The 23,736-nt window shown below is 65.0% G+C and carries 23 protein-coding genes, 1 tRNA gene and 1 pseudogene; 15 read left to right on the top strand and 10 right to left on the bottom strand.

Features of this window, described 5'->3' with window-relative positions:
• Positions 1–120: 120 nt before the first annotated feature.
• Positions 121–1,224, bottom strand: a complete 1,104-nt coding sequence (locus SOX55_RS04015; RefSeq protein ID WP_325286147.1) for an S-layer homology domain-containing protein — start codon at positions 1,222–1,224, stop codon at positions 121–123.
• A gap of 10 nt (positions 1,225–1,234) precedes the next feature.
• Positions 1,235–1,864 carry a redox-sensing transcriptional repressor Rex gene (locus SOX55_RS04010; protein ID WP_325286146.1) on the bottom strand — a complete coding sequence of 210 codons (630 nt, stop codon included), beginning with the start codon at positions 1,862–1,864 and terminating at the stop codon, positions 1,235–1,237.
• 215 nt (positions 1,865–2,079) lie between these two features.
• Here SOX55_RS04010 and SOX55_RS04005 point away from each other — a divergent pair.
• Positions 2,080–2,156, top strand: a tRNA-Arg gene (locus SOX55_RS04005).
• Between the two features lie 318 nt (positions 2,157–2,474).
• A complete protein-coding gene (locus tag SOX55_RS04000) occupies positions 2,475–2,729 on the top strand; it encodes a hypothetical protein (protein WP_325286145.1) in 255 nt (84 codons plus the stop codon).
• 181 nt (positions 2,730–2,910) lie between these two features.
• Here SOX55_RS04000 and SOX55_RS03995 read toward each other — a convergent pair whose 3' ends face one another.
• Together SOX55_RS03995 and SOX55_RS03990 are read right to left on the bottom strand one after the other, a co-directional pair.
• Entirely contained in the window at positions 2,911–3,468 is a 558-nt protein-coding gene (locus tag SOX55_RS03995; RefSeq protein ID WP_325286144.1) for a TetR/AcrR family transcriptional regulator, read from the bottom strand.
• Positions 3,469–3,495: 27 nt separating this feature from the next.
• The gene (locus tag SOX55_RS03990) at positions 3,496–4,083 is read right to left on the bottom strand and encodes a TetR/AcrR family transcriptional regulator (RefSeq protein WP_325286143.1); all 588 of its coding nucleotides are present in this window, start codon (positions 4,081–4,083) and stop codon (positions 3,496–3,498) included.
• A gap of 154 nt (positions 4,084–4,237) precedes the next feature.
• Here SOX55_RS03990 and SOX55_RS03985 point away from each other — a divergent pair, with 154 nt between their 5' ends.
• Positions 4,238–6,781: a hypothetical protein gene (locus tag SOX55_RS03985; RefSeq protein WP_325286142.1), complete on the top strand. Its 2,544-nt coding sequence runs from the start codon at positions 4,238–4,240 to the stop codon at positions 6,779–6,781.
• Between the two features lie 26 nt (positions 6,782–6,807).
• Entirely contained in the window at positions 6,808–8,907 is a 2,100-nt protein-coding gene (locus tag SOX55_RS03980) for an efflux RND transporter permease subunit (protein WP_325286141.1), read from the top strand.
• A 49-nt stretch (positions 8,908–8,956) separates the two neighbouring features.
• Here SOX55_RS03980 and SOX55_RS03975 read toward each other — a convergent pair whose 3' ends face one another.
• The 4 genes from SOX55_RS03975 to nth all read right to left on the bottom strand — a co-directional run bounded on the left by SOX55_RS03975 (position 8,957) and on the right by nth (position 10,876).
• On the bottom strand, positions 8,957–9,310 hold the full coding sequence (locus SOX55_RS03975) for a hypothetical protein (protein WP_325286140.1): 354 nt from the start codon (positions 9,308–9,310) through the stop codon (positions 8,957–8,959).
• Between the two features lie 3 nt (positions 9,311–9,313).
• Complete coding sequence (locus SOX55_RS03970; RefSeq protein WP_325286139.1) at positions 9,314–9,700, bottom strand: hypothetical protein; 387 nt, start codon at positions 9,698–9,700, stop codon at positions 9,314–9,316.
• Between the two features lie 21 nt (positions 9,701–9,721).
• The gene (locus SOX55_RS03965; RefSeq protein WP_325286138.1) at positions 9,722–9,985 is read right to left on the bottom strand and encodes a hypothetical protein; all 264 of its coding nucleotides are present in this window, start codon (positions 9,983–9,985) and stop codon (positions 9,722–9,724) included.
• Between the two features lie 249 nt (positions 9,986–10,234).
• Positions 10,235–10,876, bottom strand: coding sequence for an endonuclease III (gene nth / locus SOX55_RS03960; RefSeq protein WP_325286137.1), 642 nt, complete (start codon positions 10,874–10,876; stop codon positions 10,235–10,237).
• Positions 10,877–11,006: 130 nt separating this feature from the next.
• On the opposite strand from nth, the gene SOX55_RS03955 reads away from it, so the two are divergent.
• Entirely contained in the window at positions 11,007–12,272 is a 1,266-nt protein-coding gene (locus SOX55_RS03955; RefSeq protein ID WP_325286136.1) for a replication-associated recombination protein A, read from the top strand.
• Here the strand turns inward: SOX55_RS03955 and SOX55_RS03950 are convergent.
• On the bottom strand, positions 12,256–13,188 hold the full coding sequence (locus SOX55_RS03950) for a S1 RNA-binding domain-containing protein (protein WP_325286135.1): 933 nt from the start codon (positions 13,186–13,188) through the stop codon (positions 12,256–12,258). The two genes, SOX55_RS03955 and SOX55_RS03950, sit on opposite strands and share 17 nt — an antisense overlap.
• 88 nt (positions 13,189–13,276) lie before the next feature.
• Between SOX55_RS03950 and SOX55_RS03945 the strand changes: the two genes are divergently transcribed.
• The 7 genes from SOX55_RS03945 to prfA all read left to right on the top strand — a co-directional run bounded on the left by SOX55_RS03945 (position 13,277) and on the right by prfA (position 20,400).
• Positions 13,277–13,468, top strand: coding sequence for a DUF951 domain-containing protein (locus SOX55_RS03945; RefSeq protein ID WP_325286134.1), 192 nt, complete (start codon positions 13,277–13,279; stop codon positions 13,466–13,468).
• Between the two features lie 183 nt (positions 13,469–13,651).
• Positions 13,652–14,713 carry a D-alanine--D-alanine ligase family protein gene (locus tag SOX55_RS03940; protein WP_325286133.1) on the top strand — a complete coding sequence of 354 codons (1,062 nt, stop codon included), beginning with the start codon at positions 13,652–13,654 and terminating at the stop codon, positions 14,711–14,713.
• A gap of 39 nt (positions 14,714–14,752) precedes the next feature.
• Complete coding sequence (locus SOX55_RS03935; RefSeq protein WP_325286132.1) at positions 14,753–16,126, top strand: UDP-N-acetylmuramoyl-tripeptide--D-alanyl-D-alanine ligase; 1,374 nt, start codon at positions 14,753–14,755, stop codon at positions 16,124–16,126.
• Positions 16,123–18,021: a ribosomal protection-like ABC-F family protein gene (abc-f, locus tag SOX55_RS03930; protein WP_325286131.1), complete on the top strand. Its 1,899-nt coding sequence runs from the start codon at positions 16,123–16,125 to the stop codon at positions 18,019–18,021. The genes SOX55_RS03935 and abc-f overlap by 4 nt, the downstream gene beginning before the upstream one ends.
• Complete coding sequence (locus SOX55_RS03925) at positions 18,002–18,793, top strand: YdcF family protein (protein WP_325286130.1); 792 nt, start codon at positions 18,002–18,004, stop codon at positions 18,791–18,793. Before abc-f ends, SOX55_RS03925 begins: the two co-directional genes overlap by 20 nt.
• Before the next feature lie 11 nt (positions 18,794–18,804).
• Positions 18,805–19,308 (top strand): flavodoxin family protein, encoded by a 504-nt coding sequence (locus tag SOX55_RS03920; protein WP_325286129.1) that lies wholly within the window; start codon positions 18,805–18,807, stop codon positions 19,306–19,308.
• Positions 19,309–19,335: 27 nt separating this feature from the next.
• Positions 19,336–20,400, top strand: coding sequence for a peptide chain release factor 1 (gene prfA / locus SOX55_RS03915; protein WP_325286128.1), 1,065 nt, complete (start codon positions 19,336–19,338; stop codon positions 20,398–20,400).
• Between the two features lie 132 nt (positions 20,401–20,532).
• Here prfA and SOX55_RS03910 read toward each other — a convergent pair whose 3' ends face one another.
• The gene (locus tag SOX55_RS03910; protein WP_204626445.1) at positions 20,533–20,859 is read right to left on the bottom strand and encodes a hypothetical protein; all 327 of its coding nucleotides are present in this window, start codon (positions 20,857–20,859) and stop codon (positions 20,533–20,535) included.
• Between the two features lie 330 nt (positions 20,860–21,189).
• On the opposite strand from SOX55_RS03910, the gene truB reads away from it, so the two are divergent.
• The 3 genes and pseudogenes from truB to SOX55_RS03895 all read left to right on the top strand — a co-directional run.
• Entirely contained in the window at positions 21,190–22,116 is a 927-nt protein-coding gene (gene truB, locus SOX55_RS03905; RefSeq protein ID WP_006006655.1) for a tRNA pseudouridine(55) synthase TruB, read from the top strand.
• 31 nt (positions 22,117–22,147) lie between these two features.
• Entirely contained in the window at positions 22,148–22,411 is a 264-nt protein-coding gene (rpsO, locus tag SOX55_RS03900) for a 30S ribosomal protein S15 (RefSeq protein ID WP_006006653.1), read from the top strand.
• A gap of 171 nt (positions 22,412–22,582) precedes the next feature.
• Positions 22,583–23,736, top strand: a pseudogene (locus SOX55_RS03895) (polyribonucleotide nucleotidyltransferase); the annotation flags it as partial.

The following is a 23,736-nucleotide window of genomic DNA, read 5'->3' as shown; positions in this document are numbered from 1 at the left end:
ATGATCCAGCAGCAGTTGCCGCCCCAGATGCCGTTATTGTTGCACATACCGGTACCTCCTGATTGGATTGGTGGCGGAAGCCCGCCACACTCCATCCTATGCGGAGGCCGGAGATCGGTGTCAGCCCAGACGGGCGCCGCTGACCAGGGAGATGCCCTCCAGATAGTCGCTGAAGGTGAACACGCCCTTTTCCATCAGCGTGTCCGCCAGCGGCAGGCCGCTGGCCGCCAGGGGGGTGTCCAGTGCCCGGAAGGAGATGTACACCAGCTGGGCCCGCAGGAAGGGAAGCCCCTTCAGCGCGGCGGCCTCGCCGCCGTCCAGCAGTCCGCACCGGGCGGAGCGCTCCATGGTGTCCGCCAGGTTGGTGTTGGCGGTGGAGCTGTACCCCAGCGCCCGGAGCATGAACTCCGTGTACTGGTAGACGTTGACGCTCTGGGCAGGCCGCCACTCCGTGGCGGTGTAACCGTTGGTGTAGCCTTTTTCGTAGGCGTAGCCCACGTATTTTGCAGCGTCGGACCCGGCGGCCAGGTCCCGGAAGGGGGGGGAGCCGGTGTAGGCCAGGGCGGCCTCCTCCTCGCCCAGCACCCGGATGAACATGATCAGGGCCTGGAGGCGGGTGGGGGCCTTTTCCAGGTCAAAGCCCTGGCCGTAGGCGGTGAAGCTGCCCTTGAACAGCCGCATGGTTTTCAGGGCGGAGGCCATGGCGTTGTAGTCCACCGCGTCGGACTCCGTGAAGGTGCAGCTGCCCTGGTAGCTGACCACGGCGGTCTGGGAGGTGATGGCAAATTCCGCCCGGGTGTCCTCCGCCACCAGATAGCGGTGGTTGACGGCGAGGGCGGAGCCGTCGGGGGCCAGGCTGCCGGCGGACACGTCCACCACAGCGCCGGCGGGGCAGCGGACCTCCCCGCTGCCGGCCAGCACCAGCACGCTGAGGCCGGTGGAGCCGGAGAGAACGTCCCCCTCCTTCAGCCGCCGCTCCGTCCAGACGGCGGCGCTCTCATTGACCGTGCCGGACTGGGCGGGGAGGTCCTCCGCCTGTTCCAGCAGGGCGCGGTCCGACTCCTCCAGCAGCTCGTCCACCCGTTCCGTCACCCGGTCGGTGAAGGTGCCGGTGAGGTAGGACAGGGACACCAGGGGATCGGACACGTCTCCGCCTGCCGCGGCGGCCCAGACCAGCAAAGCGGCCAGCAGGCCCAGCAGCAGGACCGGTGCTTTTTTCTTCATGGGTCGGCCCTCAGCGGTTGGAGATGCGGTAGCTGAGAATCAGCAGGCTGTCAGCGAAGTGGATGTTCTCGAACTTGACGTCGGGGTTGTCGCTGGTCAGCTCAATGTTGGTGAAGTTCCAGAAGCCCTTCACCCCCAGGTTCATCAGCCGGTTGGTGGTCTCCTGAGCCACGGACTGGGGAATGGTCAGCAGCGCCACATCCACCCGGTGCTCCGCCAGGAAGCTCTCCAACTGGTCCATGGAGCAGACGGGCACGCCGCAGATGGTGGTGCCCACCAGGTCGGGGTTCACGTCAAAGGCGGCGTCCACGGCGAAGCCGTTCTGGGAGAAGGGGAAGTTGTGGAGAATGGCGTGGCCCAGGTTGCCCACGCCGATGATGATCAGGTGGTGGTTGTTGTCCACGCCCAGAATGTGGCCGATCTCCGAGCGCAGCTCTTCCACATTGTAGCCGTAGCCCTGCTGGCCGAACTCGCCGAAGCAGCTGAAATCCTGCCGGATCTGGGAGGCGGTGATGTTCATCTCCTTGCCCAGGTTGCTGGAGGAGATGCGGACCACACCGCGGGTGTAGAGGTCGGTTAGCTGGCGGTAATAGCGGGGAAGCCGGCGGACCACCGCGTCAGAAATGTTTTCTTTTTTCACAAGGATACCTCCTGTGGGGAATCGAATCCGGACAGCGGGCGGAGCGCGCCCGCGATCGGTGACTATATTGATATGAATTCTATCCCAAAACCATAAAGTTGTCAAACTTTTTAACAATCTTTTTGAAAGTTTCGGATTTTTTTCAAATTCCTCTTTACAGCCGGGAAAGAATTTGTTATAATACCCCTCGATCTGCTGGATTGGCAGGTCGTTATGCGCCCGTAGCTCAGTTGGATAGAGTGACAGACTCCGACTCTGTAGGCCACTGGTTCGAATCCAGCCGGGCGTACCAACCCACCGCAGACACTGCGTCTGCGGTGGGTTTTTTGCTATTTTCCCGCCCCTTCGGGGCAACCGAAAATGATGCGCAAAAACTTCATGCGCTCTGGCTTTTGTCCATGATCGTGGTGCGCAATACTGCGCATGAAGTTTTATGCCCGGAAGAACAACCTGGCTTCGGAAATACACTTGACAATGCCGCCTCCCGACTGTATGATATATTTTGCAAATTAAGACGCAATTTTAATGGAAAAATAAAACCTCCCGGGCGTGAAAAACATCGGCCCGGAACGGCGGGGTGTGCGTCTTACAGAAAACAGGAGGGGAAATCATGTATTCGAATATTGGGAACAAGCTGCAGGGTCTGGCAAAGGTCATCGGCACGATCGGTCTGATCTTCTCGGTGGTCTTCGTGGTGCTTCTGGCTTTTGCGCTGCTGGACGGGGAAGATGAGCTGCTGCTGATCAGCCTTCCCGGCGTTGTGGTTGGATTGACCACGCTGGTCAGCTCCTGGCCGCTGTATGCCTTCGGCCAGATCACAAATGATGTGCGCGAAATGAGAAACCGCTGCGGCAAGGACGAGTGAATCCCTGACGGAGCCGCGTAACGTTCCGGCAAATCCATAATAGATACGAAGGGACTCCGGCTTTGCCGCTGGCCGGAGTCCGCCTTTCACCCCCGCCGCAGACACCGGGTCTGCGGCGGGGGTTCTTTTTTATCCGCCGAGGCATCGGCCGGGGAGGGGGCAATCTGCCGGAAGGGGGGCCTCACTCCGGCAGGCAGCGGGAGAGCATGGTCTCCAGCTGGTTGTCCTTCAGCTGGAAGACGCGGTGGAAGCGGGAGCGGATGTCCCCCTGCATGCCGCCCTCCAGCCAGCCGCTGACCAGCCCGAAGCACACGCACTTCCAGTAGTCGATGATGACCCGGCGGTCCTCCTCCGGAATCACCCGCCCCGCCAGGGCGGTGTCCACATAGGCGGCGGTGACGTGCTCGCAGACCCGCCACTGATAGCGCTCGTAGATGTCCCGGTTGACGGAGCGGTAAATGTGCATCACCGCCGTCCTGTTCTCCAGGGCGAAGGCGATGACGGCGTCCAGGCAGTCCTCAATGGAGCCTACGGACCGCTGCTGGTGAATCAGCCGGTCCGCCTCCTCGTCCACGATGCTCTCCAGCAGCTGGGGCAGGTCCTGATAGTAATAATAAAAGGTATTGCGGTTGACGCCGCAGTCGTCCACGATGTCCCGCACGGTGATTTTGCTGAAGGGTCTCTCGTTAAGCAGTTTGATGAACGAGTCCCGGATCAGCTTTTTGGTCATGACGGCCATGGGTCCGCTCCTCCTCTCCGGAAAATTTCAGCCGCGGCCCAGCAGCCGCCCGGCGGCGCCGTCCGCCAGACACTCCGCCGCGTCCAGCAGCTCCTCCCGGGGCAGGTCCATGCCCCGGCGGAACCACTCGGCAATCAGGCCGATGAGGCCGCAGGCCACGAACTCCAGCAGGTAGGACAGCTGCCGGTCATCCCGGGGCCGGAACCAGGCCTGCACAATCTCCCCGCCGCTGCGCTGAAACAGCCGCTGCAGATGGCCGGTGAACTGGCTGGCCTCGTTGTTTTCAAACAGCACGGTGCAGACCGTCCGGTGCGCCACCGTGAAGTCCAGAATGGGCTCAAACACGGGCCGCAGGGTGTGCTCCGCCACCGTCTCCTGCAGGTGGGCGTCGATGAGAGTCCGGGCGTCCGACAGCAGGTCCTCCTCCACGCTCTGCAGCAGCCGGGCGGTGTCGGTGTAGTGCAGGTAAAAGGTGGTGCGGTTCACGTCCGCCCGCTCCGTCACGTCCCGGACGGAGATCTGGGAGAAGGGCTTCTCCTGCATCAGCTCCAGCAGGCTCTCTTTCAGCAGCCGGCGGGTGCGCCTGGCGCGGCGGTCCTCGGTATTTTTCAGCATGGCAGTTCTCTTTTCTGTAAATCTGTAAAATTTGGGCATTGGCCCGGTTTTGCCTATTGACCCTGACTTTGTACTCTCATTATAATCAACTCAGATCGACAAATCAACAAAAATATTTTACAAGACATATGTCTATAAAATGGAGGAGTCAGATATGAGAAATCACAGGCGCCTGACAGGAAAGGGCCTTTTGTCGCTGATGCTGGCGGCGGTGCTGGCGGCGGGATGCGCCGTGCCCGCCGCGGCGGCGGAACCCATCGGCGACGGGGTGGCCCCCACCTTTGACGAGGCCTACTACGCCACGCTGGACTATTACGGCAACCTGCTGGACGGCAGCATGGTGAAAAGCTACACCCTCAACGGCGCGTCCAGCATCACCGACTACGGTACATATGAGTCGGTGAACAACCTGTCGGACGGTACCGCGCCCACCGTGTCGGGAAGCAGAACCGTCTTTGACTTCGGCACGGAGCCACCGAAGCACTTCTACTTTGAGGGCAAGACCACCCAGCCCTTCGAGACGCTGCCCTGGACCATCTCCGTGACCTACCGGCTCAACGGCGTGCCCACCCGGGCGGAGGATCTGGCGGGCAAAACCGGCATGGTGGAGATCGGCCTGCACTTCGTTCCCAACGAAAACGCCAGCGATTACGCCAGATACAACTACACCCTGGAGGCCATGGCCGTGTTCAACCAGGACGACATCCTGTCGCTGAAGGCCGAGGGCGCCCAGGTGCAGCTGGTGGGCAACCTGCGGATGGTGCTGTTCCTGTGCCTGCCGGGGGAGGAGCAGCACTTCACCATCGAGGTGGGCGCGGAGGATTTCTCCTTCGGCGGCATGACCTTCCTGATGGTGCCCGCCACGTTGAGCCAGCTGGAGCAGATCGCGGACATCAGCCGGAAGAAGGACGAACTGGAGGATGACTACCACAAGCTCTCCGGCAGCATGGATGAACTGCTGTCCGCCATGAACGCCATGACCGGCAGCCTCAACGCCTCCGCCTCCGGCCTGGACGCCCTGAATCAGGCCCGGGGCACCTTCTCCGACGGCAAGGGCGCCCTCTATGACGGCACCGACGCCCTGAAAGGCGACCTGAGCCGCCTGGCGCAGCAGCTGGAGCCGGTGGAGCAGCAGGTACAGGCCCTGAGCCGGCTGGTGACGGACTCCAAGGCCACCCTCAACGAGCTGATGGACATCACCGTGTCCCTGCGGGACCAGCTGGCGGATATGCAGGACGCCCTGGAGAATCTGGAGAACGGCAGCGAGGACATGAAGGACCTGGTGGAGAGTGCCGCGGACCTGCGCTCCAGCCTCTCCGGCCTCCGCCGGGCGCTGGACGCCGTCAGCGGCGGCGCGTCCTCCGGCGGGGAGGAAGAGGAGGAGACCGTCTCCAGCCGCGCCATGGTGAAAAAGGTGAAGGCCGTTCACAAGGCCTATGAGGAGACGGACCTGACCGCCTTCATGGCCCAACTGCTGGTGATCAACGGCGCCGCCGCCTCCGATAGCCAGGCGGCGGCCATGGCCGCCGGTCTGAAACAGCTGCTGGACCTGGCGGACGCCGGCATGGAGGACCAGATTCCGGCGGAGCAGCAGGCCAGCCTGGCCACCGCCCGCCAGCTGCGGAACCTCTATTATTTCGCCCGGTCCGGCGCCACCTTCCAGCAGTTCTGCGGGAAGCTGCCGGGGGTCACCGCCGACCAGGCCAAGCAGATGAATGACCTGTGGATTGTGTACACCAGCGGCCAACTGGCGGAGGACGGGGAGCAGACCCTGTCCGCCAGCCTGGTGCGGAACGATCCGGCGCCGGAGGAGAACGAAACCACCGGGGAAGAGCCTGCCGGGAATGAACCCGCCGGGGAGGAACCCGCGGAGGGTGAGCCTGCCGGAAGCGAACCCGGGGAGAGCGGCTCCGTGGGCGGCGCGGCGGTGGACCTGATCACCGGGGGGCTGGACAGCACCCTGGAGAGCATCGAGGGGGTCAGAAAGGACCTGACCCGCACCATGCAGGGCATCGCAAAGCCCACCGCGGCGCTGATCGGGGACCTGGCAGACCTGTGCAAACAGCTGGATGACCTCACCGACCTGATGGATGACGCCTCCGACCTGACCACGGCGCTGCGCCAGTCCACCCAGAAGCTGCAGCGGATTCTGGACCAGGCGGACGCGCTGCGGGCGCTGCTGAATGACTACGAGCCTACCCTGCAGGAGACCCTGCAGACCGTCAGCGATCTCAGCGTTACCGCCTCCGCCGCGGTGAAGGACACCGTCACCCTTGTGGACAGCGCCGAGAGCCTGCTGAAGCGCTCCGGCAGTCAGCTGGATGACGGCACGAAAAAGACCCTGGATTCCCTGGCCGCCGTCCTGCGCCGCACCGCCGACGTCATGGCTACCTCCGGCAGCATCCAGGCCTCCAAAAACGCCATGACCGGCATCATTGAGGACCTGTGGAATGACCACACCGGCGACGTGGACAATCTGCTGATGATGGACGCTACCGCCCCGGCGGAGTCCCTCACCGACCGGCGCAACGGCACGCCCCAGAGCATCCAGGTGATGATCCGCACCCAGGAGATCAAGGCGGAGAAGGCGTCGGAGACGGAGGAGACGGCCCCGGCCGCCGAAAAGGGCGGCTTCTGGAGCCGGGTGGCGCAGATGTTCAAGGACTTCTGGGCCTCCATCACCGGGCTGTTCCGCTGAGCCGGGGAAAGGACAGGTGAGTTCCCTTGATCGATAAAATCGCCCATTGGCTGACCCGGAAGCCCAGACTGGTGGCCCTCATCGCCGTGCTGCTGCTGATTCCCTCGGCGCTGGGCTATGTGGCCACCCGCATCAACTATGATATTCTCTCCTACCTGCCCCAGGACCTGCCCTCCTCCCGGGGAGAGCAGCTGTTGGAGGACCCCTTCCAGATGGCCGCCACCAGCATGCTGGTGGTGGACGGCATGCCCGCCGGCTACACCAATGACCTGCTCAACGCCATCCGGGAGGTCCCCGGCGTGTCCAACGCCATCTGGGTCAGCAACCTGGTGGGCATCCAGATTCCCACGGAGATGATCCCCTCCGCCTTCCGGGAGATGTTCTTCTCCGACAGCTCCACCCTGATGATCATCCAGTACGATCACCCCGGCGCCTCCGACGAAACCATGCAGGCCATTGAGGACGTGCGGAGCATCTGCAACGAAAAGTGCTTCCTGGCGGGCTTCTCCGTGGTGATCAAGGACACCCGGGACGTGATGGAGAGCGAGCTGCCGGTGTTTGTGGGCCTGGCGGTGCTGCTGGCGCTGCTGGCCATGCTGGCCACCCTGGAATCCACGGTGCTGCCGCTGGTGTTCCTGGTCAGCATCGGCATGGCCATCGTCTATAACTTCGGCACCAACATCCTGCTGGGGGAGATCTCCTTTGTCACCAAGGCCATCGCCGCCGTGCTGCAGCTGGGCGTCACCATGGACTACTCCATCTTCCTCTACCGCCGGTACGAGGAGGAGCGGACCCGTTTTGACGATCCCCGGGACGCCATGGCCCAGGCCGTCATCGCGGCCTTCCGGTCCCTGTCCGGCTCCAGCCTCACCACCATCGCCGGCTTTCTGGCCCTGTGCTTCATGCAGCTGACGCTGGGCCGGAACATCGGCATCGTCGTGGCCAAGGGCGTGGTGCTGGGGGTGGCCACGGTGATTCTGGTGCTTCCCAGCCTGCTGCTGATCTTCGACAAACAGATAGGAAAGCATGTCCACAAAACCCTGATCCCCAGCTTCGACAGGATCAACAGCTTCGTCCTGCGGCGCCGGGTGTTCTTCCTGGTGCTGGCGCTGGTGCTGTTCCTGCCGGCCTGCTATTCCCAGAGCCACGCCGACATCTACTATAAGCTGGATGAGTCCCTGCCCCGGGACCTGCCCTCCATCGTCAGCAACGAGAAGCTGAAAGACCAGTTCGACATGGCCACCTCCCACTTTGTGGTGCTGCGGGATGACATCCCCTCCGCGGACATGAATGTGATGGAGGAGGCCATCAAAGAGGTGCCGGGCGTCACCTCCGTGCTGTCCTACCACACCATGCTGGGCACCGGCATCCCCGGCTTTTTCGTCCCGGCGGAGGTGAAGGATATGCTGCAGCAGGACGGCTACCAGCTGATGATGATCAACTCCACCTATGAGCCGGCCACTACCCAGGTGGCCCAGCAGCTGGACGCCCTCAACGCCATCCTCCACACCTACGACCCCGACGCCATGATCACCGGCGAGGGTGCCATGTACCGGGACCTGATCGACACCTCCGCCGTGGACTTCAAGGTCACCAACTACATCTCCATCATCGCCATTTTCCTGATCATCGCCTGGGTGTTCAAGTCGCTGTCGGTGCCGGTGGTGCTGGTGGCCACCATTGAGCTGGCCATCCTCATCAACCAGGGCATCAGCTACTTTACCGGCGCCTCCACGCCCTTCATTGCCCCCACGGTCATCAGCTGCGTCCAGCTGGGCGCCACGGTGGACTACGCCATCCTGATGACCTCCCGGTTCCAGGAGGAGCTGCAGCAGGGGAAGGAGCGGATGGAGGCCATCCGCATCGCCGCCGACGCCTCCGACGCGTCCATCGTCACCAGCGCCCTGGTGCTGTTCTGCGCCACCCTGGGCGTGTCCTTCGTGTCCTCCATCGACCTCATCGGCGCCATCTGCATCATGCTGGCCCGGGGCGCCCTGATCTCCGCCCTGGTGAGCATTTTTCTGATGCCCGCCATTCTGTGCGTCTGTGAGCCGGTGTTCCACAGAACCAGCCTCCACTGGCGCACCCCGGCGGAGAAGAAGCCGGAGCAGCCGGCTGTGAAGTGAAGTGACGCGGAAAGCCCCGGGAGCCATCGGCTCCCGGGGCTTTCTATGTTCAGAGAATCAGCAGGATTCCCAGGGCGAACAGCAGCTCCTCGTCGGCGTGCTCCTCGTACAGCAGAAACAGCAGCACCAGCAGCAGAAGGTCCCCGGTGTCCACGCTCTCCAGGTGGAGCCGGTCCAGCAGCCCCCGCAGCGCCCGGGCCAGAACGTCCGACACCTCCTGCCGGGGCGGAGGGGACTCCTGCCTGGGCGGCGGGGCTTCCTGCCTGGGCGGCGGCTGCTTCGGCGGCGGGCCCGGCTTCGGGGGCGCATCCCGCCGGGGCGGCGGTGCCTGCCGGGAGGCCGGCTCCTCCTCCGGAATGCGGGAATAGCTGCCGGTGTCATTGCGGATATAGCGGTTGTACACCCCTCATCCCTCCCAGCCCGACAGAAATTGTTTGCCCAGGTGGATGAGCCGGGCCAGCTGCAGCGCCCGCTCCACCCGGTCCTGCCGCTCCGGCCGCAGGTAGGGCCGCAGGGCCGTCAGCAGCTGCCGGGCGTTGGAGTCGCTGTCCCGGCCCAGCTCCTGCAGCAGGGGCAGCAGGCGCATCATCAGCTTGGGGTCCAGACCGCCCAGCAGGCCGGACAGGGAGTCGCCGCCGCCGGCAGGGGGCTGGGGCGGCGGAGGGGACTGCTGCGGCGGAGGCGGCGCCGCTTCCGCCGCTCCGCCGGAGAGGGACTGGGCCAGCTGCATGATCTGGGCCATGCTGTCCGGGTTGGACAGCAGCGCGTTCAGCTTCTCATCAAATTCCGACATGCCGCCGCCCTCCCGTCCCGGTTATTTCCGCACCGTCTTGTTGATGCGGTCTACCAGCGCCGCCCCTTCCTTGCTCTGCATCACCTGCTTCATCATGCGCACCATGTCCGCGGCGTCGCCCCGGGAGGCGCTCTGGGCCGCCTTCTGCAGCGACGCCCCCCGGTCCCCCTCCGTCAGCATCCGCAGCAGCGCCTGGCCGTCCCGGGACTGGAACAGCGCCTGCACGGCGGCGGGGTTCTGCCGCAGGGATTCCACAATCCGGCTGGTATTTTCGTCCATTTGCATCCTTCCGCACCTCCTGAATCGTTCAGGGCAGTATATGCCGCAATAAAAGAAAACGTTCCTGCCGGAACATCCGGCAGGAACGCTTGGCTTGTCGAAAAAACTCTGTTCGGAAGTAAATAGGTTCGTTTCGCAGGGGGAGTACGAGGGGGCGGGAGTCCCCTCGTGTGGAATCAAATGCCTACAAAAAGCTTGCGCCGCATAGCGGCAGCTTTTTGGCCTGCGTAGCAGGCAAAAAAGCGAGGCATTTTGTTATCTGTGCTCCTTTTTCCAGGTGTCGCAGTCCTTCTGCAGGGGGCATCCGGCGCATTTGGGGCTGCGGGCCACGCAGGTGTCCCGGCCGAAAAGCACCATCCGGTGGCAGAAGTCGGAGGACTCCTTCGGCGGCAGTACCTCCCGCAGCTGCCGCTCCACCTGCACCGGGTCTTTGGAGCCGTCGGTGAGGCCCAGCCGCCCGGTGATGCGGATGCAGTGGGTGTCGCAGACGTAGGCGGGCTGCTTGTACACGTCCCCCAGAATCAGGTTGGCGGTTTTGCGGCCAACGCCGGGGAGGGCCGTCAGCTCCTCCATGGTGCCGGGGACCCTGCCGCCGTGGTCCGACAGCAGCTTCTGCGCGCAGGCCACCAGGTCCCGGGCCTTTCCGTTATAAAACCCGCAGGAGTGGATGTACCGCCCCACCTCTTCCGGGTCGGCCTCCGCGAAGCTCTCCAGGGTGGGGAAGCGGGCGAACAGGGCGGGGGTCACCTGGTTCACCCGGGCGTCGGTGCACTGGGCGGAGAGCCGCACGGCGAACAGCAGCTCGTAGTCCTTCTCGTACTGCAAAGAGCACAGCCCCTCGGGATAGATGCCCTTCAGTGTCTCAATGATGCGCTTCACGGCGGCTTTGGACTTCATGATCTCACCTCATGATCAGGATGCTGCCATGATACCACAAAAAACGGCAAAAAGCCAGTGAAAAAACCATGGAAATCCGACCGCCGGTATGGTAAAATACGAATTTAGACACAACGGAGGAGGCGATGGCATGAACCGGCCGCTGGCGGACGAGATCCGCCCCAAAAGTCTGGATGAAGTGGTGGGCCAGAAGCACCTGATCGGCAAGGACGGGGTGCTGCGGCGGCTCATTGAGGGCGGGACCTCCGCCAACATGGTGTTCTACGGGCCTTCCGGCACCGGCAAGACCACCATTGCCAACATTGTGGCGGAGCGGACGCAGAAGACCCTCTACCGGCTCAACGCCACCACCGCGTCGCTGCAGGATGTGAAGGACATCATCGGCGACGTGGGGACGCTGCTGGCCCCCGGCGGCGTGCTGCTGTACCTGGACGAGATCCAGTACTTCAACAAAAAGCAGCAGCAGAGTCTGCTGGAGTTCATGGAGAACGGCAAGCTGACCCTCATCGCCTCCACCACCGAAAACCCCTACTTCTATGTCTACGGCGCCCTGCTGTCCCGCAGCACGGTGTTTGAGTTCAAGCCGGTGCCTCCGGCGGAGGCCAGGACGGCGGTGGAGCGGGCGCTGGCCATTGAAAAGGACCGCAGCCCCCTGCCGCTGCGGTGGGAGGAGGGGGTGCCCCTCCAGGTGGCCACCGCCTGCGGCGGCGACGTGCGCAAGGCCATCAACGCCGTGGAGCTGCTGTGCCAGGCGGCCCGTCCGGTGGACGGGAAGCTGGTGCTGACCATGGCGGACGCGGAGCAGCTGTCCCAGCGCAGCGCCATGCGCTATGACCGGGACGGCGACGCCCACTACGATATTCTCTCGGCGCTGCAGAAGTCCATCCGCGGCTCCGACCCCGATGCGGCGGTGCACTATCTGGGGCGGCTGCTGGAGGCGGGGGACCTGCTGTCCCCCTGCCGGCGGCTGCTGGTCATCGCGGCGGAGGACATCGGCCTGGCCTACCCCCAGGCCATCGTCATCACCAAGGCCTGCGTGGACGCGGCGGTGCAGCTGGGGCTGCCGGAGGCCCAGCTTCCCCTGGCGGAGGCGGCCATTCTGCTGGCCACCGCCCCCAAGTCCAACTCCGCCCACAACGCCATCATCGCCGCCCGGGCGGACCTGAGGAAGGGAAAGACCGGCGACATTCCCCGGCAGCTGCAGAACGTCCACGCCGACACCACCGGCTTTGACAACAAGCAGCACTACAAATACCCCCATGACTACCCCAACCACTGGGTGGCCCAGCAGTACCTGCCGGACGCCATCAAAAACGCCCGGTACTACGAGTACGGCCCCAACAAGACGGAGCAGGCCGCCAGGGCCTACTGGGACAAAATCAGGGGAGAGGGCTGAATACCGTCTCCACCGGCGGCTTCACGCAGTTCGGCGGCGAGTAGACCCAGCGGTCCAGCTGGCCGTCGGTGATCTGATAGCGCAGGGGCGTGGGGCCGTGGAGGGGAGGCAGCTTCTCAATGATGTGGAGCTTGATTTTCATCCGCTCCGGGCGGATGCTGCGCAGGTACACCGACACCCGGTCCCCCTCCCGGATGTCCGGCCGGAGGTCTGCCAGGCCGGACAGGTTGGGCGTCAGCTCCACGAAGCAGCCGTAGTCCTGCACCGAGCGGACAATGCCCGGCACGGTGTCGCCGGGCTGGAAGCGGCTGGCGTTTTCCATCCAGGTGCCCAGCAGCTCCTTGTGGGTCATGGTGAACCGGAGCGGGTCCCGCTCCACCGCCGCCACGGCGGCCAGAATCCGCTGCCCCGTCCGGAACCGGCAGTCCGGGTGGGGGATGCGGGAGACGGAGACAGATTCGATGGGCAGCAGGGCGGTGACGCCGCAGCCGATGTCCAGAAAGGCCCCGAAGGGCTCCATGTGGGTCACCCGGGCGGTCATCACCGACCCGGGCCGCAGGCGGCGGGCGAAGTCCCGGCCCGCCTCCTCCTGCACCGCCCGGCGGGAGAGGGTGATCTTCGGCGATCCCTTTTCGTCGGCGGCCACGCCGGTGACGAAGAAGCACACCGGCTTGCCCACCCGGCTCAGCAGGGCGATGTCCCGCCCGGCGCCGCTGATCCAGGGGGCGATGGCCTCCTCCCGGGGGATGATGCCCTCATAGGGCCCCAGGGCCACGTGGAGGGACAGTGCCGCGTCGCACCGCAGCACCATGCCCTCCAGAATGGCCCGTCGCTCCATGGCGGCGGTGAGAGCCGGGAGGGTAGCGGCGCTGCGGGGATACATGCCCTCCGGCAGATAAATGTTGTTTTCCGGCATATGAACCATCCTATCCGCCGCGGAAGCGGCTTTGCGTGATACAGCAGTCTATGCGCCGCGGCGCGGCAGTTTGACAGGAGGAATGGCTATGGACCTTCGCCTTCACGACCGAGTGGAACTGAAAAAGCCCCATCCCTGCGGGAGCTCCCGGTGGGAGATCCTGCGGGTGGGCATGGACATCAAATTGAAGTGCTGCGGCTGCGGCCATGAGCTGATGCTGCCCCGCAGCCGGGCGGAAAAAAGCATCCGGAAGATCATGCGGGAGGAGGGGAGCCAATGAGCAGAGGAACGCGGATTCTGGCGCTGGTGCTGGTGGCAATACTGGTGCTGTCCATCCTGTCGTCTCTGGTGCTGCCGTTCCTGGTGGTCTGACGGCATGGTTGTATTCCCGGCGGCGCTGTGCTAAACTGGGAAGCGGAATCATACCAGATGAAATGAGAAATCAACGAAAAGAGGAACCGAAATGAAGATCGTTGTGCTGGCCGGCGGCCTTTCCACAGAGCGGGGGGTCTCCCTGGCCTCCGGCGCCGGCGCCTGCCGTGCCCTGCGGGAAAATGGGCACCGGGCCATTTTTGTGGATATGTTTTTGGGACTTCCGGCGCTGCCGGACCCGGCGGAGTCTGTTTTTGACGCGCCGGACGGCCTGTGCCCCGAGGCCAGCATCGCCCCGGAGGCCCCGGACCTGGAGGCTGTCCGGGCCAGCCGGCCCGACAAAAGCCCCAGCCTGCTGGGCCCCAACGTGCTGGAGGTCTGCCGCATGGCGGATCTGGTGTTCCTGGGCCTCCACGGCATGGACGGGGAGGACGGCCGCATTCAGGCCACGCTGGACCTGCTGGGCGTGCCCTACACCGGCTCCGGGTATCTGGCCTCCGCCATGGCCATGGATAAGGTGGTCACCAAGCGGATGATGGACTCCCTGGGCATCCCCACCCCCGCCTGGCGGGTGCTGACCTACGGTCCGGAGGAGGCGGAGGCCCTGTCCCGGGAGCTGCCCATGCCCTGCGTGGTGAAAACCGTGGACGGCGGGTCCTCCCTGGGCGTATTTCTGCCGGCGGACCGGGAGGAGCTGAAGCGGGATCTGCTGGAGGTGCTGAAATTCGGCAGCCGGGTGCTGGTGGAGCAGCGGGTCTACGGCCGGGAGCTGGTGGTGGGCGTGCTGGGAGACCGGTATCTGCCCAGCGCCATGACCATCCCCGCCAACGGCAATTTCGACTATGTGGCCAAGTACCAGACCGCCGAGAACGGCGGCGCCCGGGAGCTGTGCCCCGCCCCCATCACCCCTGAGGAGCAGGAGCTGGTGGGCCAGCTGGCGCTGAAGCTGTACCACGGCCTGGGCCTGCAGGTCTACGCCCGGGCGGACGTGATTCTGGACGATGCCGGTCAGCCCTGGTTCCTGGAGTTCAACTCCCTGCCGGGCCTGACCCCCGCCAGCTTCATGCCCAAGGAGGCGGCGGCGGCCGGCATGACCTACAACCAGCTGATCGAGGACATTGTGCAGCAGTCTGTCCGCATCAGGCGTCGGTAACGGATACAACATGAGGCGCGGAGAGCGCCGGGAGGACATATGCAGCCTTTTTCTGTCAGAGAAATTGAACGCGCCGTGGGCGGCGTGTGGTGGAACCCCCGGGAGGACGCGACGGAGGTGGACTCCGTGTCCACCGACAGCCGGAACATCACCCCGGGATGCCTGTTCATCCCCCTCAGCGGCGAGAAATTCGACGGCCACCGCTTCCTGGACGCGGCGCTGGACGCCGGCGCCGCCGGCGTGCTGTGCGCCCGGCTTCCCGAGACGCTGCGGCCGGATAAGTTCTATATCAAGGTGGGCGACACCCGCCTGGCCCTGAAGGCCCTGGCCATGGCCCACCGGGACCGGTTCGCCATCCCCTTTGTGCAGGTCACCGGCAGCGTGGGAAAGACCACCACCAAGGACATGATCGCCTCGGTGCTGTCCGCCCGGTACAACGTGCTGAAAACGCCGGCCAACCTGAACAATGACATCGGCACCCCCCTGACGCTGCTGAGCCTGGCGCCGGAGCATCAGGCGGCGGTGATCGAGACGGGCATGAACCACTTCGGTGAGATCCGGTATCTGGCGGAACTGGTGAAGCCGGACATCGCCGTCATCTCCAACATCGGCGACGCCCACATTGAGTTTCTGGGCAGCCGGGAGGGCATTCTGCAGGCCAAGTGCGAGGTGTTTGAGTACCTGAAGCCCGACGGCCTGGCGGTGCTCAACGGCGATGACTCCCTGCTGGACACCCTGGACCTGCCCTTTGAGACGGTGCGCTGCGGCAAGCGGGAGCACTGCGGCGTCCGGGTGACGGAGGTGGCGGACCTGGGCGTGGCCGGGGTCCGCTGCGCGGTGGAGACCGCCCAAAGGACCTACCATCTGGAGATTCCCGCCCCCGGCGAGCACATGATCTACTCCGCCTCCATGGCGGTGGCGGTGGGCGAGCGGCTGGGCCTGACGGAGGAGGAGATTGTCCGGGGCGTGGCGGCCTACCGGCCCACCGGCTCCCGGATGCGCCTGCTGCGCCTGCCGGGGAACCGCATTCTGCTGGACGACTGCTACAACGCCAACCCCCAGTCGGTGGCGGCGGCGCTGGAGATTCTGGCCAAGACGGAGTGCGACCGCACCGTGGCCGTGCTGGGAGACATGGGGGAGCTGGGCGCCCTGACGGAGCAGGCCCATTACAATACCGGCGCCTTGGCGGCCATGCTGGGGGTGGACCAGGTGTTTGCCATCGGCCCCAAGGCGACGGACATCGCCCGGGGCGTGGAGGACAGCGGCGGCCGGACACAGCATTTTTCCACGAAGGAGGAGGGGCTGGAAACCATCCGGGAGGCCTTCGGGAAAAACACCGTGATGCTTGTCAAGGCGTCTCACGCCATGCACTTTGAGTGGCTGGTGGACCGGCTGGGAGAGCAGTTTTCATGATTGAGATTCAGGTGGAGGGACTGGTAAAGTCCTTTGAAATCGGAAAGAATATTCTGGATGGACTCACCTTTCAGATTGACCAGGGCGAACGGGTGGGCCTTCTGGGGCGGAACGGCGCGGGCAAAACCACGCTGTTTCGCATTTTGACGGGAGAACTGGACTGGGACACCGGCAGCGTCACCATCGGAAAGGGACGCCGGATGGGCCTCATCTCCCAGATCCCGGTGTACCCGGCGGGCTACACCGTGGAGGACGTGCTGCGTACCGCCTTTTCCCGGCTCCAGAGCCTTGCCCGGGAGATGGAGGAGCTGACGGAGCGCATGGCCGCCGGGGAGAATGACCCGGCCCTGCTGCACCGGTACGGCGAGCTGAACGAGCGGTTTGAGGCCTTCGGCGGCTATGACACCGACGTGGCCGTCAACAAGGTGGCCAACGGCCTGTCCATCTCCCCGGAGATGCGCCGCCAGCTCTTCGACCAGCTGTCCGGCGGCGAAAAGACCCGGGTCAACCTGGGCCGCCTCATTCTGGAGGACACGGACATTCTGCTGCTGGACGAGCCCACCAACCATCTGGACCTCCACGCCACCGAGTGGCTGGAGGAGTATATCCGGGGCTTCCGGGGCACCGTGGTGGCCATTTCCCATGACCGATACTTCCTGGACCGCACCGTCACCCGGGTCATTGAGATCGCCGACGGAAAGGCGGAGTTTTACAGCGGCAACTACAGCTTCTACGCCGTGGAGAAGGAGCGGCGGTTCCAGGAGCGGATGAAGCAGTATCAGAAGGAGCAGGCCAAGATCCAGCAGCTGGAGCGGGCGGCGGACCAGCTGCACCTGTGGGCCTTCATGGGCAATGATGCCCTCCACAAGCGGGCCTTCTCCATGGAAAAGCGCATCGAGCGGATGCGCACCACCTCCCGGCCCACCAAGGCCCGGAAGATGGACGCCCGGTTCACCGCCGCCGAGTTTCACGGCGACGAGGTGCTGGCCCTGCGGAGCATTGCCAAGTCCTTCGGGGACAAGCACCTCTTTGACCACATCAGCCTGAAGGTGGAGGGCGGCGAGCGCATCGCCCTCATCGGCGACAACGGCACCGGCAAATCCACCCTGATCAAAATGATCATGGACGAGGAGTACCCGGATGACGGCCGCATCCGCATAGGCCCCCAGGTGAAGGCCGCCTATCTGCCCCAGATCATCCACTTCGACCATCCGGACTGGAATCTGGTGGAGAATATGATGGCGGCCAAGCGGGGGCTTTCCGCCCAGTCCGCCCGGAACCGCCTGGCGGCCTATGACTTCCGGGGCGAGGACGTGCTCAAGCCGGTGAGCGTGCTGTCCGGCGGCGAGCAGAGCCGGCTGCGGCTGTGCATGCTGATGGACGACGAGATCAACTTCCTGATTCTGGACGAGCCCACCAACCACCTGGACATCGCCTCCCGGGAGTGGATTGAAGAGGCGGTGGAGGCCTATGACGGCACGCTGCTGTTCGTCAGCCATGACCGGTATTTCATCAACCGCTTCGCCACCCGCGTCTGGGAGCTGGCGGAGGGCACCATTACCGACTATCCCATGGGCTTCACCCAGTACCGGCAGCTCAAGGCCCAGGAGGCGGCCAACCGGCCGGAGCCGGCGGCGCCGGTGAAGGAGAAGACTGTCACGGAAAAGCCCCGGGGCAGCCGGAATCAGCAGGCGGCCCGGCGGCAGCTGACCATCTGCGAGAGGGACATCGCGAAGACCGAGGAGCGCCTGGCGGCGCTGGACGGCGACATGGAGGCCGCCGCCTGCGACTACGAAAAGCTCAATGCGCTGCTGAAAGAGAAGGAAGCGGTCCAGGCGGAGCTGGACGAACTGTACGGGAAATGGGAGAAGCTCAGTGAGGAAGCGGAAGGCTAAGCCCTACCGGGGAAAAGGAAGAAATGAGGCGGCGGGGTGGCTGACGGCTGCCGCCGTGCTGGCGGTGACGGGCTTCTGCGCCTTTGCCCTCTTTCCGGGGGTCCGGTTTTCCGGGACGCTGGCACTGTGCCTTGCCGGCGTGTGCCTGCTGGGGGCGGCGTTGGAGCGCTGGGCGGCGGAAAGCCGCCGGGGCAGGCTGTGCCGGCGGGTGTTCCTGGCGCTGCTGTGCGCCGGGGCGGTGGCCTTCGGCTGCGTGGAGGGACTGCTGCTGAGCCGCGGCGGGGCGGACAACAGCGCCCTGCCGGCGGAGGCGGCCATTGTGCTGGGGGCGGGGGTCAACGGCGAGACGCCGTCCCTGATTCTGCAAAGCCGCATCGAGGCGGCTGCGGACTACCTGACGCGGCACCCCGACACCCTGGCCATCCTGTCCGGCGGACAGGGGGACGGGGAGCGCATCTCCGAGGCGGAGTGCATGCGCCGGGAGCTGGTGAAGCGTGGCATTCCGGAGGAGCGGCTGATTTTGGAGGACCGCTCCACCTCCACGGCGGAGAACTTCGCCTGTTCCAGAGAGCTGCTGGAGGAGCGGGGCCTTGCCGGCACCACCGTGGCGGTGATCACCAGCGACTTCCACTGCTTCCGCTCCCACCTGATTGCCCGGCGGGCGGGACTGTCGGTGATGGACATTCCGGCAAAGTCCCCCTACGCGCTGCTGAACGCCAACTACTACGTGCGGGAGGCCTTCGCGCTGTGCAAAACCCTGATTTTTGACTGAGGAGACGAACCATGAGCGACGTATTGTGCATCTATTATTCCCGCACCGGCAACACCGCCAAAGCCATGGAGGAAATCGCCCAGGCGCTGGACGCCGAGACGGTGGAAATCCGGGACGAGGCGGCCCGGGGCGGCTGGCGGGGCGCCATCCGCTGCGGCATGGACGCCATGAAGCGGGACTGCGATCCCCTGGCGCCCTTTGCCACGGAGCGGCCTCTGTCGGACTACCGGCTGGTGATTGTGGGAACCCCTGTGTGGGCGGGGCGGTGCAGCTCCGTCACCCGGGGCTTCCTGAAGGCCTATGGCAAGGAACTGCAGCGGGTGGCCTACGTGGTGACCCGCAGCAGCGAGGGCCGTTTTGAGGAGATTTACCGCCAGATGGACGGGTATCTGCCCCGGCCCCACCGCTGCGCCGTGTCGCTGCGCTCCGGCTCCGTGGGCTACTGCTTCTGGCAGGAGGAGTTCCTGCGGCAGGCCCGGGAGTACCTGGCATCGGAGGAGCAGACATCCGGCTGACGCGCCCGTCGGAGAGGAGGAACACCGTTGCTGGAGCAGATCAGAGCGCTGGCCCGGAAGCATGCGCTGCTGTCCGAGGAGCTGGCGGACCCGTCGGTCTACGGCAATCCGGAAAAGCTGAAAAAACTGAATCAGGAGCTGCGGGAGCTTGCTCCCGCGGCGGAGGTCTGCCGCGCCTATGAGCAGGCGGAGCGGGACCGGGCCGCGGCGGAAGCGCTGCTGGCGGACCCGGAGATGGGGGAGCTGGCGGCGGAGGAGCTGTCCGAAGCCCGGGCGGCCATGGAGCGCCTGGAGGAGGACATGCGGCGGCTGCTTCTGCCCAGGGACCCCAACGACCGCCGCAGCGTGGTGATGGAGCTGCGGGCCGGCGTAGGCGGCGAGGAGGGCGCGCTGTTTGCTGCCGCCCTGCTGCGGATGTACGGCATGTACGCCGCCGCCCGGGGCTGGCGGGTGGACCTGGTGAGCCAGAACCTGACGGAGCTGGGAGGCGTGAAGGAGTGCAGCCTGCTCATCGAGGGGGAGGACGTGTTCTCCCGGCTGAAATTCGAGTCCGGCGTCCACCGGGTCCAGCGGGTGCCGGAGACGGAGTCCGGCGGCCGCATCCACACCAGCGCCGCCACGGTGGCGGTGCTGCCGGAGGCGGAGGACGTGGAGTTTGCCATCGACCCCAAGGATCTGCAGATCGACACCTACCGCTCCAGCGGCGCCGGCGGCCAGCACGTCAACAAGACGGAGTCCGCCATCCGCATCACCCACCTGCCCACCGGCACGGTGGTGGAGTGCCAGGACGAGCGGAGCCAGTACAAGAACAAGGAGAAGGCCATGCGGGTGCTGCGGTCCCGGCTGTACGAGGCGGAGCGGGTCCGGCAGGCCGCCGCCACGGCGGCGGAGCGGCGGAGCCAGGTGGGCAGCGGCGACCGCTCGGAGCGCATCCGCACCTACAACTTCCCCCAGGGCCGCTGCACGGACCACCGCATCAACCTGACCCTGTACTCTCTGGACCGCATCATGGAAGGCGAAGTTGAGCCCCTGTTCGAGGCTCTGGCCACCGCCGCCCAGACCGAGGCCCTTAAGGCCGAGGCCGAAGCCTAGGCCCGCAGACGATTTTCCGAAAAGAGAGAACGGCCCGTCGGATGCTTTCCGGCGGGCCGTTGCTATTGGAGGCAGGGGCCTGTGCAGGTTTTCCGGCGCAGGGATGCCCGGGCCTGCTGCGAATGCCCCGCCCTAGCGGCAGAAGAACGTCGTGTCGCGGGCATATCTCCCGTAGCCGTGGTGCCGGGTCATGTCGTAGGCCGCGACGGCCGCGACCAGCAGGACGGCCGCCACCAGCAGGGGGACCACCAGCGAGCGCATGCCCAGGTAATGGCGCAGGGGCTTGCTGTTGATGCCCATGTGCAGCAGGGCCGCTACCATGAAAGCCACGCCGAAATATTTGTGCAGATGCATGACGGTGCGCGAATCGAGATGGAGCAGGATCAGCCCTCCGGTCAGGATGAGCACGACGGACGTGATGAGAAGAGCGATGCTGACTATCTGTCTGTAGTTGTTCATGGTCTGCCCCCATACTGGCTTGGATGCCGGATGCTACATCAATGCGGATGGCGGGTACAGGCTTTCGGTCGGGCCCGGGGCACGGTCCGACAAGCGGTCGCGCGGGGGATCCCGCGCGCATTCGGTTGGTCCGGCGGCCGTGTGTGGCATCCCCGTAAAAGTCCGGCAAGGCGGGCAGCACAGATAGCCTTCCCGAACAGTTCCCGCCCTGCGGCACGGCCGTTTCCCCACAAATCTCTTGACCTTTGGCCCGCAACAGGCTATTGCCTGCCGCCATATGCCTGCGCTTTTGACTTCATGCCGCAGGCTTGCTATCATTATTTGTTGCGTATGACCGAACAGACTTCCACCGCCGCACGCAAACCGGCGCCGCTGCCCCAGCTGGACGGCGTCCTGGTGCTCAACAAGCCTTCCGGCCCCACGTCGGCCCGCTGCCTCTCGGCGCTCAAGCGCCTGGGCCAGCGCAAGATCGGCCACGCGGGCACCCTGGACCCCATGGCTTCCGGCGTGCTGCTGGTGCTGCTGGGACAGGGCACCAAGATCGCCTCGCACCTTTTGGCCGACGGCGGCAAGGTCTACAGCGGCCAGTTGCGCCTGGGCCTCACCACCGATACCTGGGACATCCAGGGCGAGGTGCTGACGGAATCCCCGTGGCAGCAGGTGACCGAAGCCGATGTGCGCGCCGAGGTGGCCCACTGGCTGACCCTGCATGAGCAGGAAGTGCCCGCCTATTCCGCGGCCAAGCACGAGGGCCAGTCCCTCTACAAGCTGGCACGCAAGGGCAAGGAAGTGCCCAAAAAGGTCAAAAGCATGGAAATTTCGCAAGCGGACGTGCTCGAGGTCGAGCTGCCGTTTGTACGCTTTCGGGTCGCATGCAGTTCCGGCACCTATATACGCTCCCTGGCCCACAGCTTGGGGATGCGACTGGGATGCGGAGCCGTGCTCACGGAACTGACCCGGGAGTACAGTCACCCCTTCGGTCTCGAAGTGGCCTGCGGACTGGACGAACTGTCGGCCGATCCGGGCCTGCTGGTGAAGCACCTGCGCCCCCTTGCCGAGGCGCTGCCCCACTGGCCGGTGCTGGAGCTGGACGAAGCCGCCGAGGCCCGCATCCGTAACGGCATGGCCATCCCCTGCCGCGACGATGTGGGCGACAAGGCGCTTTTGCAGCGTCAGGGCATGCCCCTGGCTCTGGCCCGTCGTTCCGAAACGCCCCAGGGTCCCTGCTGGACTGTGCTGAGGGGCCTCTGGAATTAACTTACATCCGTAAAGGAGAACTGCTGTGGCTATGGACGCTGAACAGAAGAAAGTGGTTATCGACGCTCACGCCAAACACGAAGGCGACACCGGCTCCCCGGAAGTGCAGGTGGCCCTGCTGACCGCCCGCATCGAAGGCCTGACCGGTCACTTCAAGGTGCACAAGAAGGACTTCCACTCCCGCACCGGTCTGCTGAAGCTGGTTGGCCAGCGCCGCAAGCTGCTGAACTACCTGAAGAAGAAGGACATTCAGCGTTACCGTGCGCTGATCGCCAAGCTCGGCCTGCGCAAGTAATTACGATGGTTTGAGAGGGGGGGCCAAGCCCCCCCTTTTTGCAATCTCACCTCACGACAACATTTAGCAGGAAGGGGGGTCCGGGAAGACCGGGCAGCACCCGTGGCCCAAGGCCGCACAGCGGGGCGCTGTTGCCCGCTTTTGCCGGAATCCCCTTCATACGAGGTCCACATGAACCAGGATATCTTCAATCCTACCCGCGTCACGGCCACCGTGGGCGGCAAGGAAATCATTTTCGAGACCGGCCGTCTGGCCAACCAGGCTCACGGCGCCGTCTGGGTGCAGTGCGGCGGCACGGTGGTGCTGGTGACCGTCTGCTCCCAGCCTCTGGAGTTCGACAAGGGCTTCTTCCCCCTCACCGTGGAATATTCCGAAAAGATGTACGCCGCCGGCCGTATCCCCGGCAGCTTCTTCCGCCGTGAGATCGGCCGTCCCTCCGAGCGTGAGACCCTGGTCTCCCGCCTCATCGACCGTCCCATCCGTCCCCTGTTCCCCAAGGGCCTGAACGAAGACGTGCAGGTGCTGGCCAGCGTCATTTCCGCCGACCAGGAGAACGAGTCCGACGTGCTGGCCCTGACCGGCGCTTCCGCCGCCGTCATGCTCTCGCCCCTGCCGTTCGAAGGCCCTGTGGCCGGTGGCCGCATCGGCCGCATCGACGGTCAGTTCGTGCTCAACCCCACCTTTGAAGAGCAGGAGCGCAGCGACCTGAACATCGTGTTCGCCGCTTCGCGCGATGCCCTGACCATGGTGGAAGGCGAAGCCACCTTCGTGCCCGAAGACGTCATCATCGACGCTCTGGAATGGGGCCGCAAGGAGATCCAGCCGCTCATCGACGCCCAGCTCAAGCTGCGTGAACTGGCCGGCAAGGAAAAGATGCCCTTCACCCCCCATCAGGACGATCCGGTGCTGGTGGCCCGCGTGCAGGAACTGGCCCGCGAGGCCGGCATTGAAGAAGCCCTGCGCGTGCCCGAAAAGCTGGCCCGCAAGGACGCCCGCAAGGCCGTCAAGGACAAGGTCATGGAAGCCCTGCTCAATGACCCCGCCTGGGCCGAGAGCGAAGCCCTGAAGGAAGTGGGCGAGATCATCGGCGACCTGGAAAAGAAGATCGTGCGTGCCCGCATCGTCAACGAAGGCGTGCGCATCGACGGCCGCGACACCAAGACCGTGCGCCCCATCCAGATCCAGACCAGCGTGCTGCCCCGCGCCCACGGCTCTGCCATCTTCCGCCGCGGCGAGACCAAGTCCCTGGTGGTGACCACCCTGGGCTCCTCCACCGATGAACAGCGCATGGACAGCCTGAGCGGCGACGTGACCAAGCGCTTCAT

Source organism: Dysosmobacter sp. (assembly GCF_034093755.1).
GTDB lineage: Bacteria > Bacillota > Clostridia > Oscillospirales > Oscillospiraceae > Oscillibacter.
Note: the sequence above shows the minus strand (reverse complement) of the source record. Positions and strands in the feature narration are given on the sequence as shown.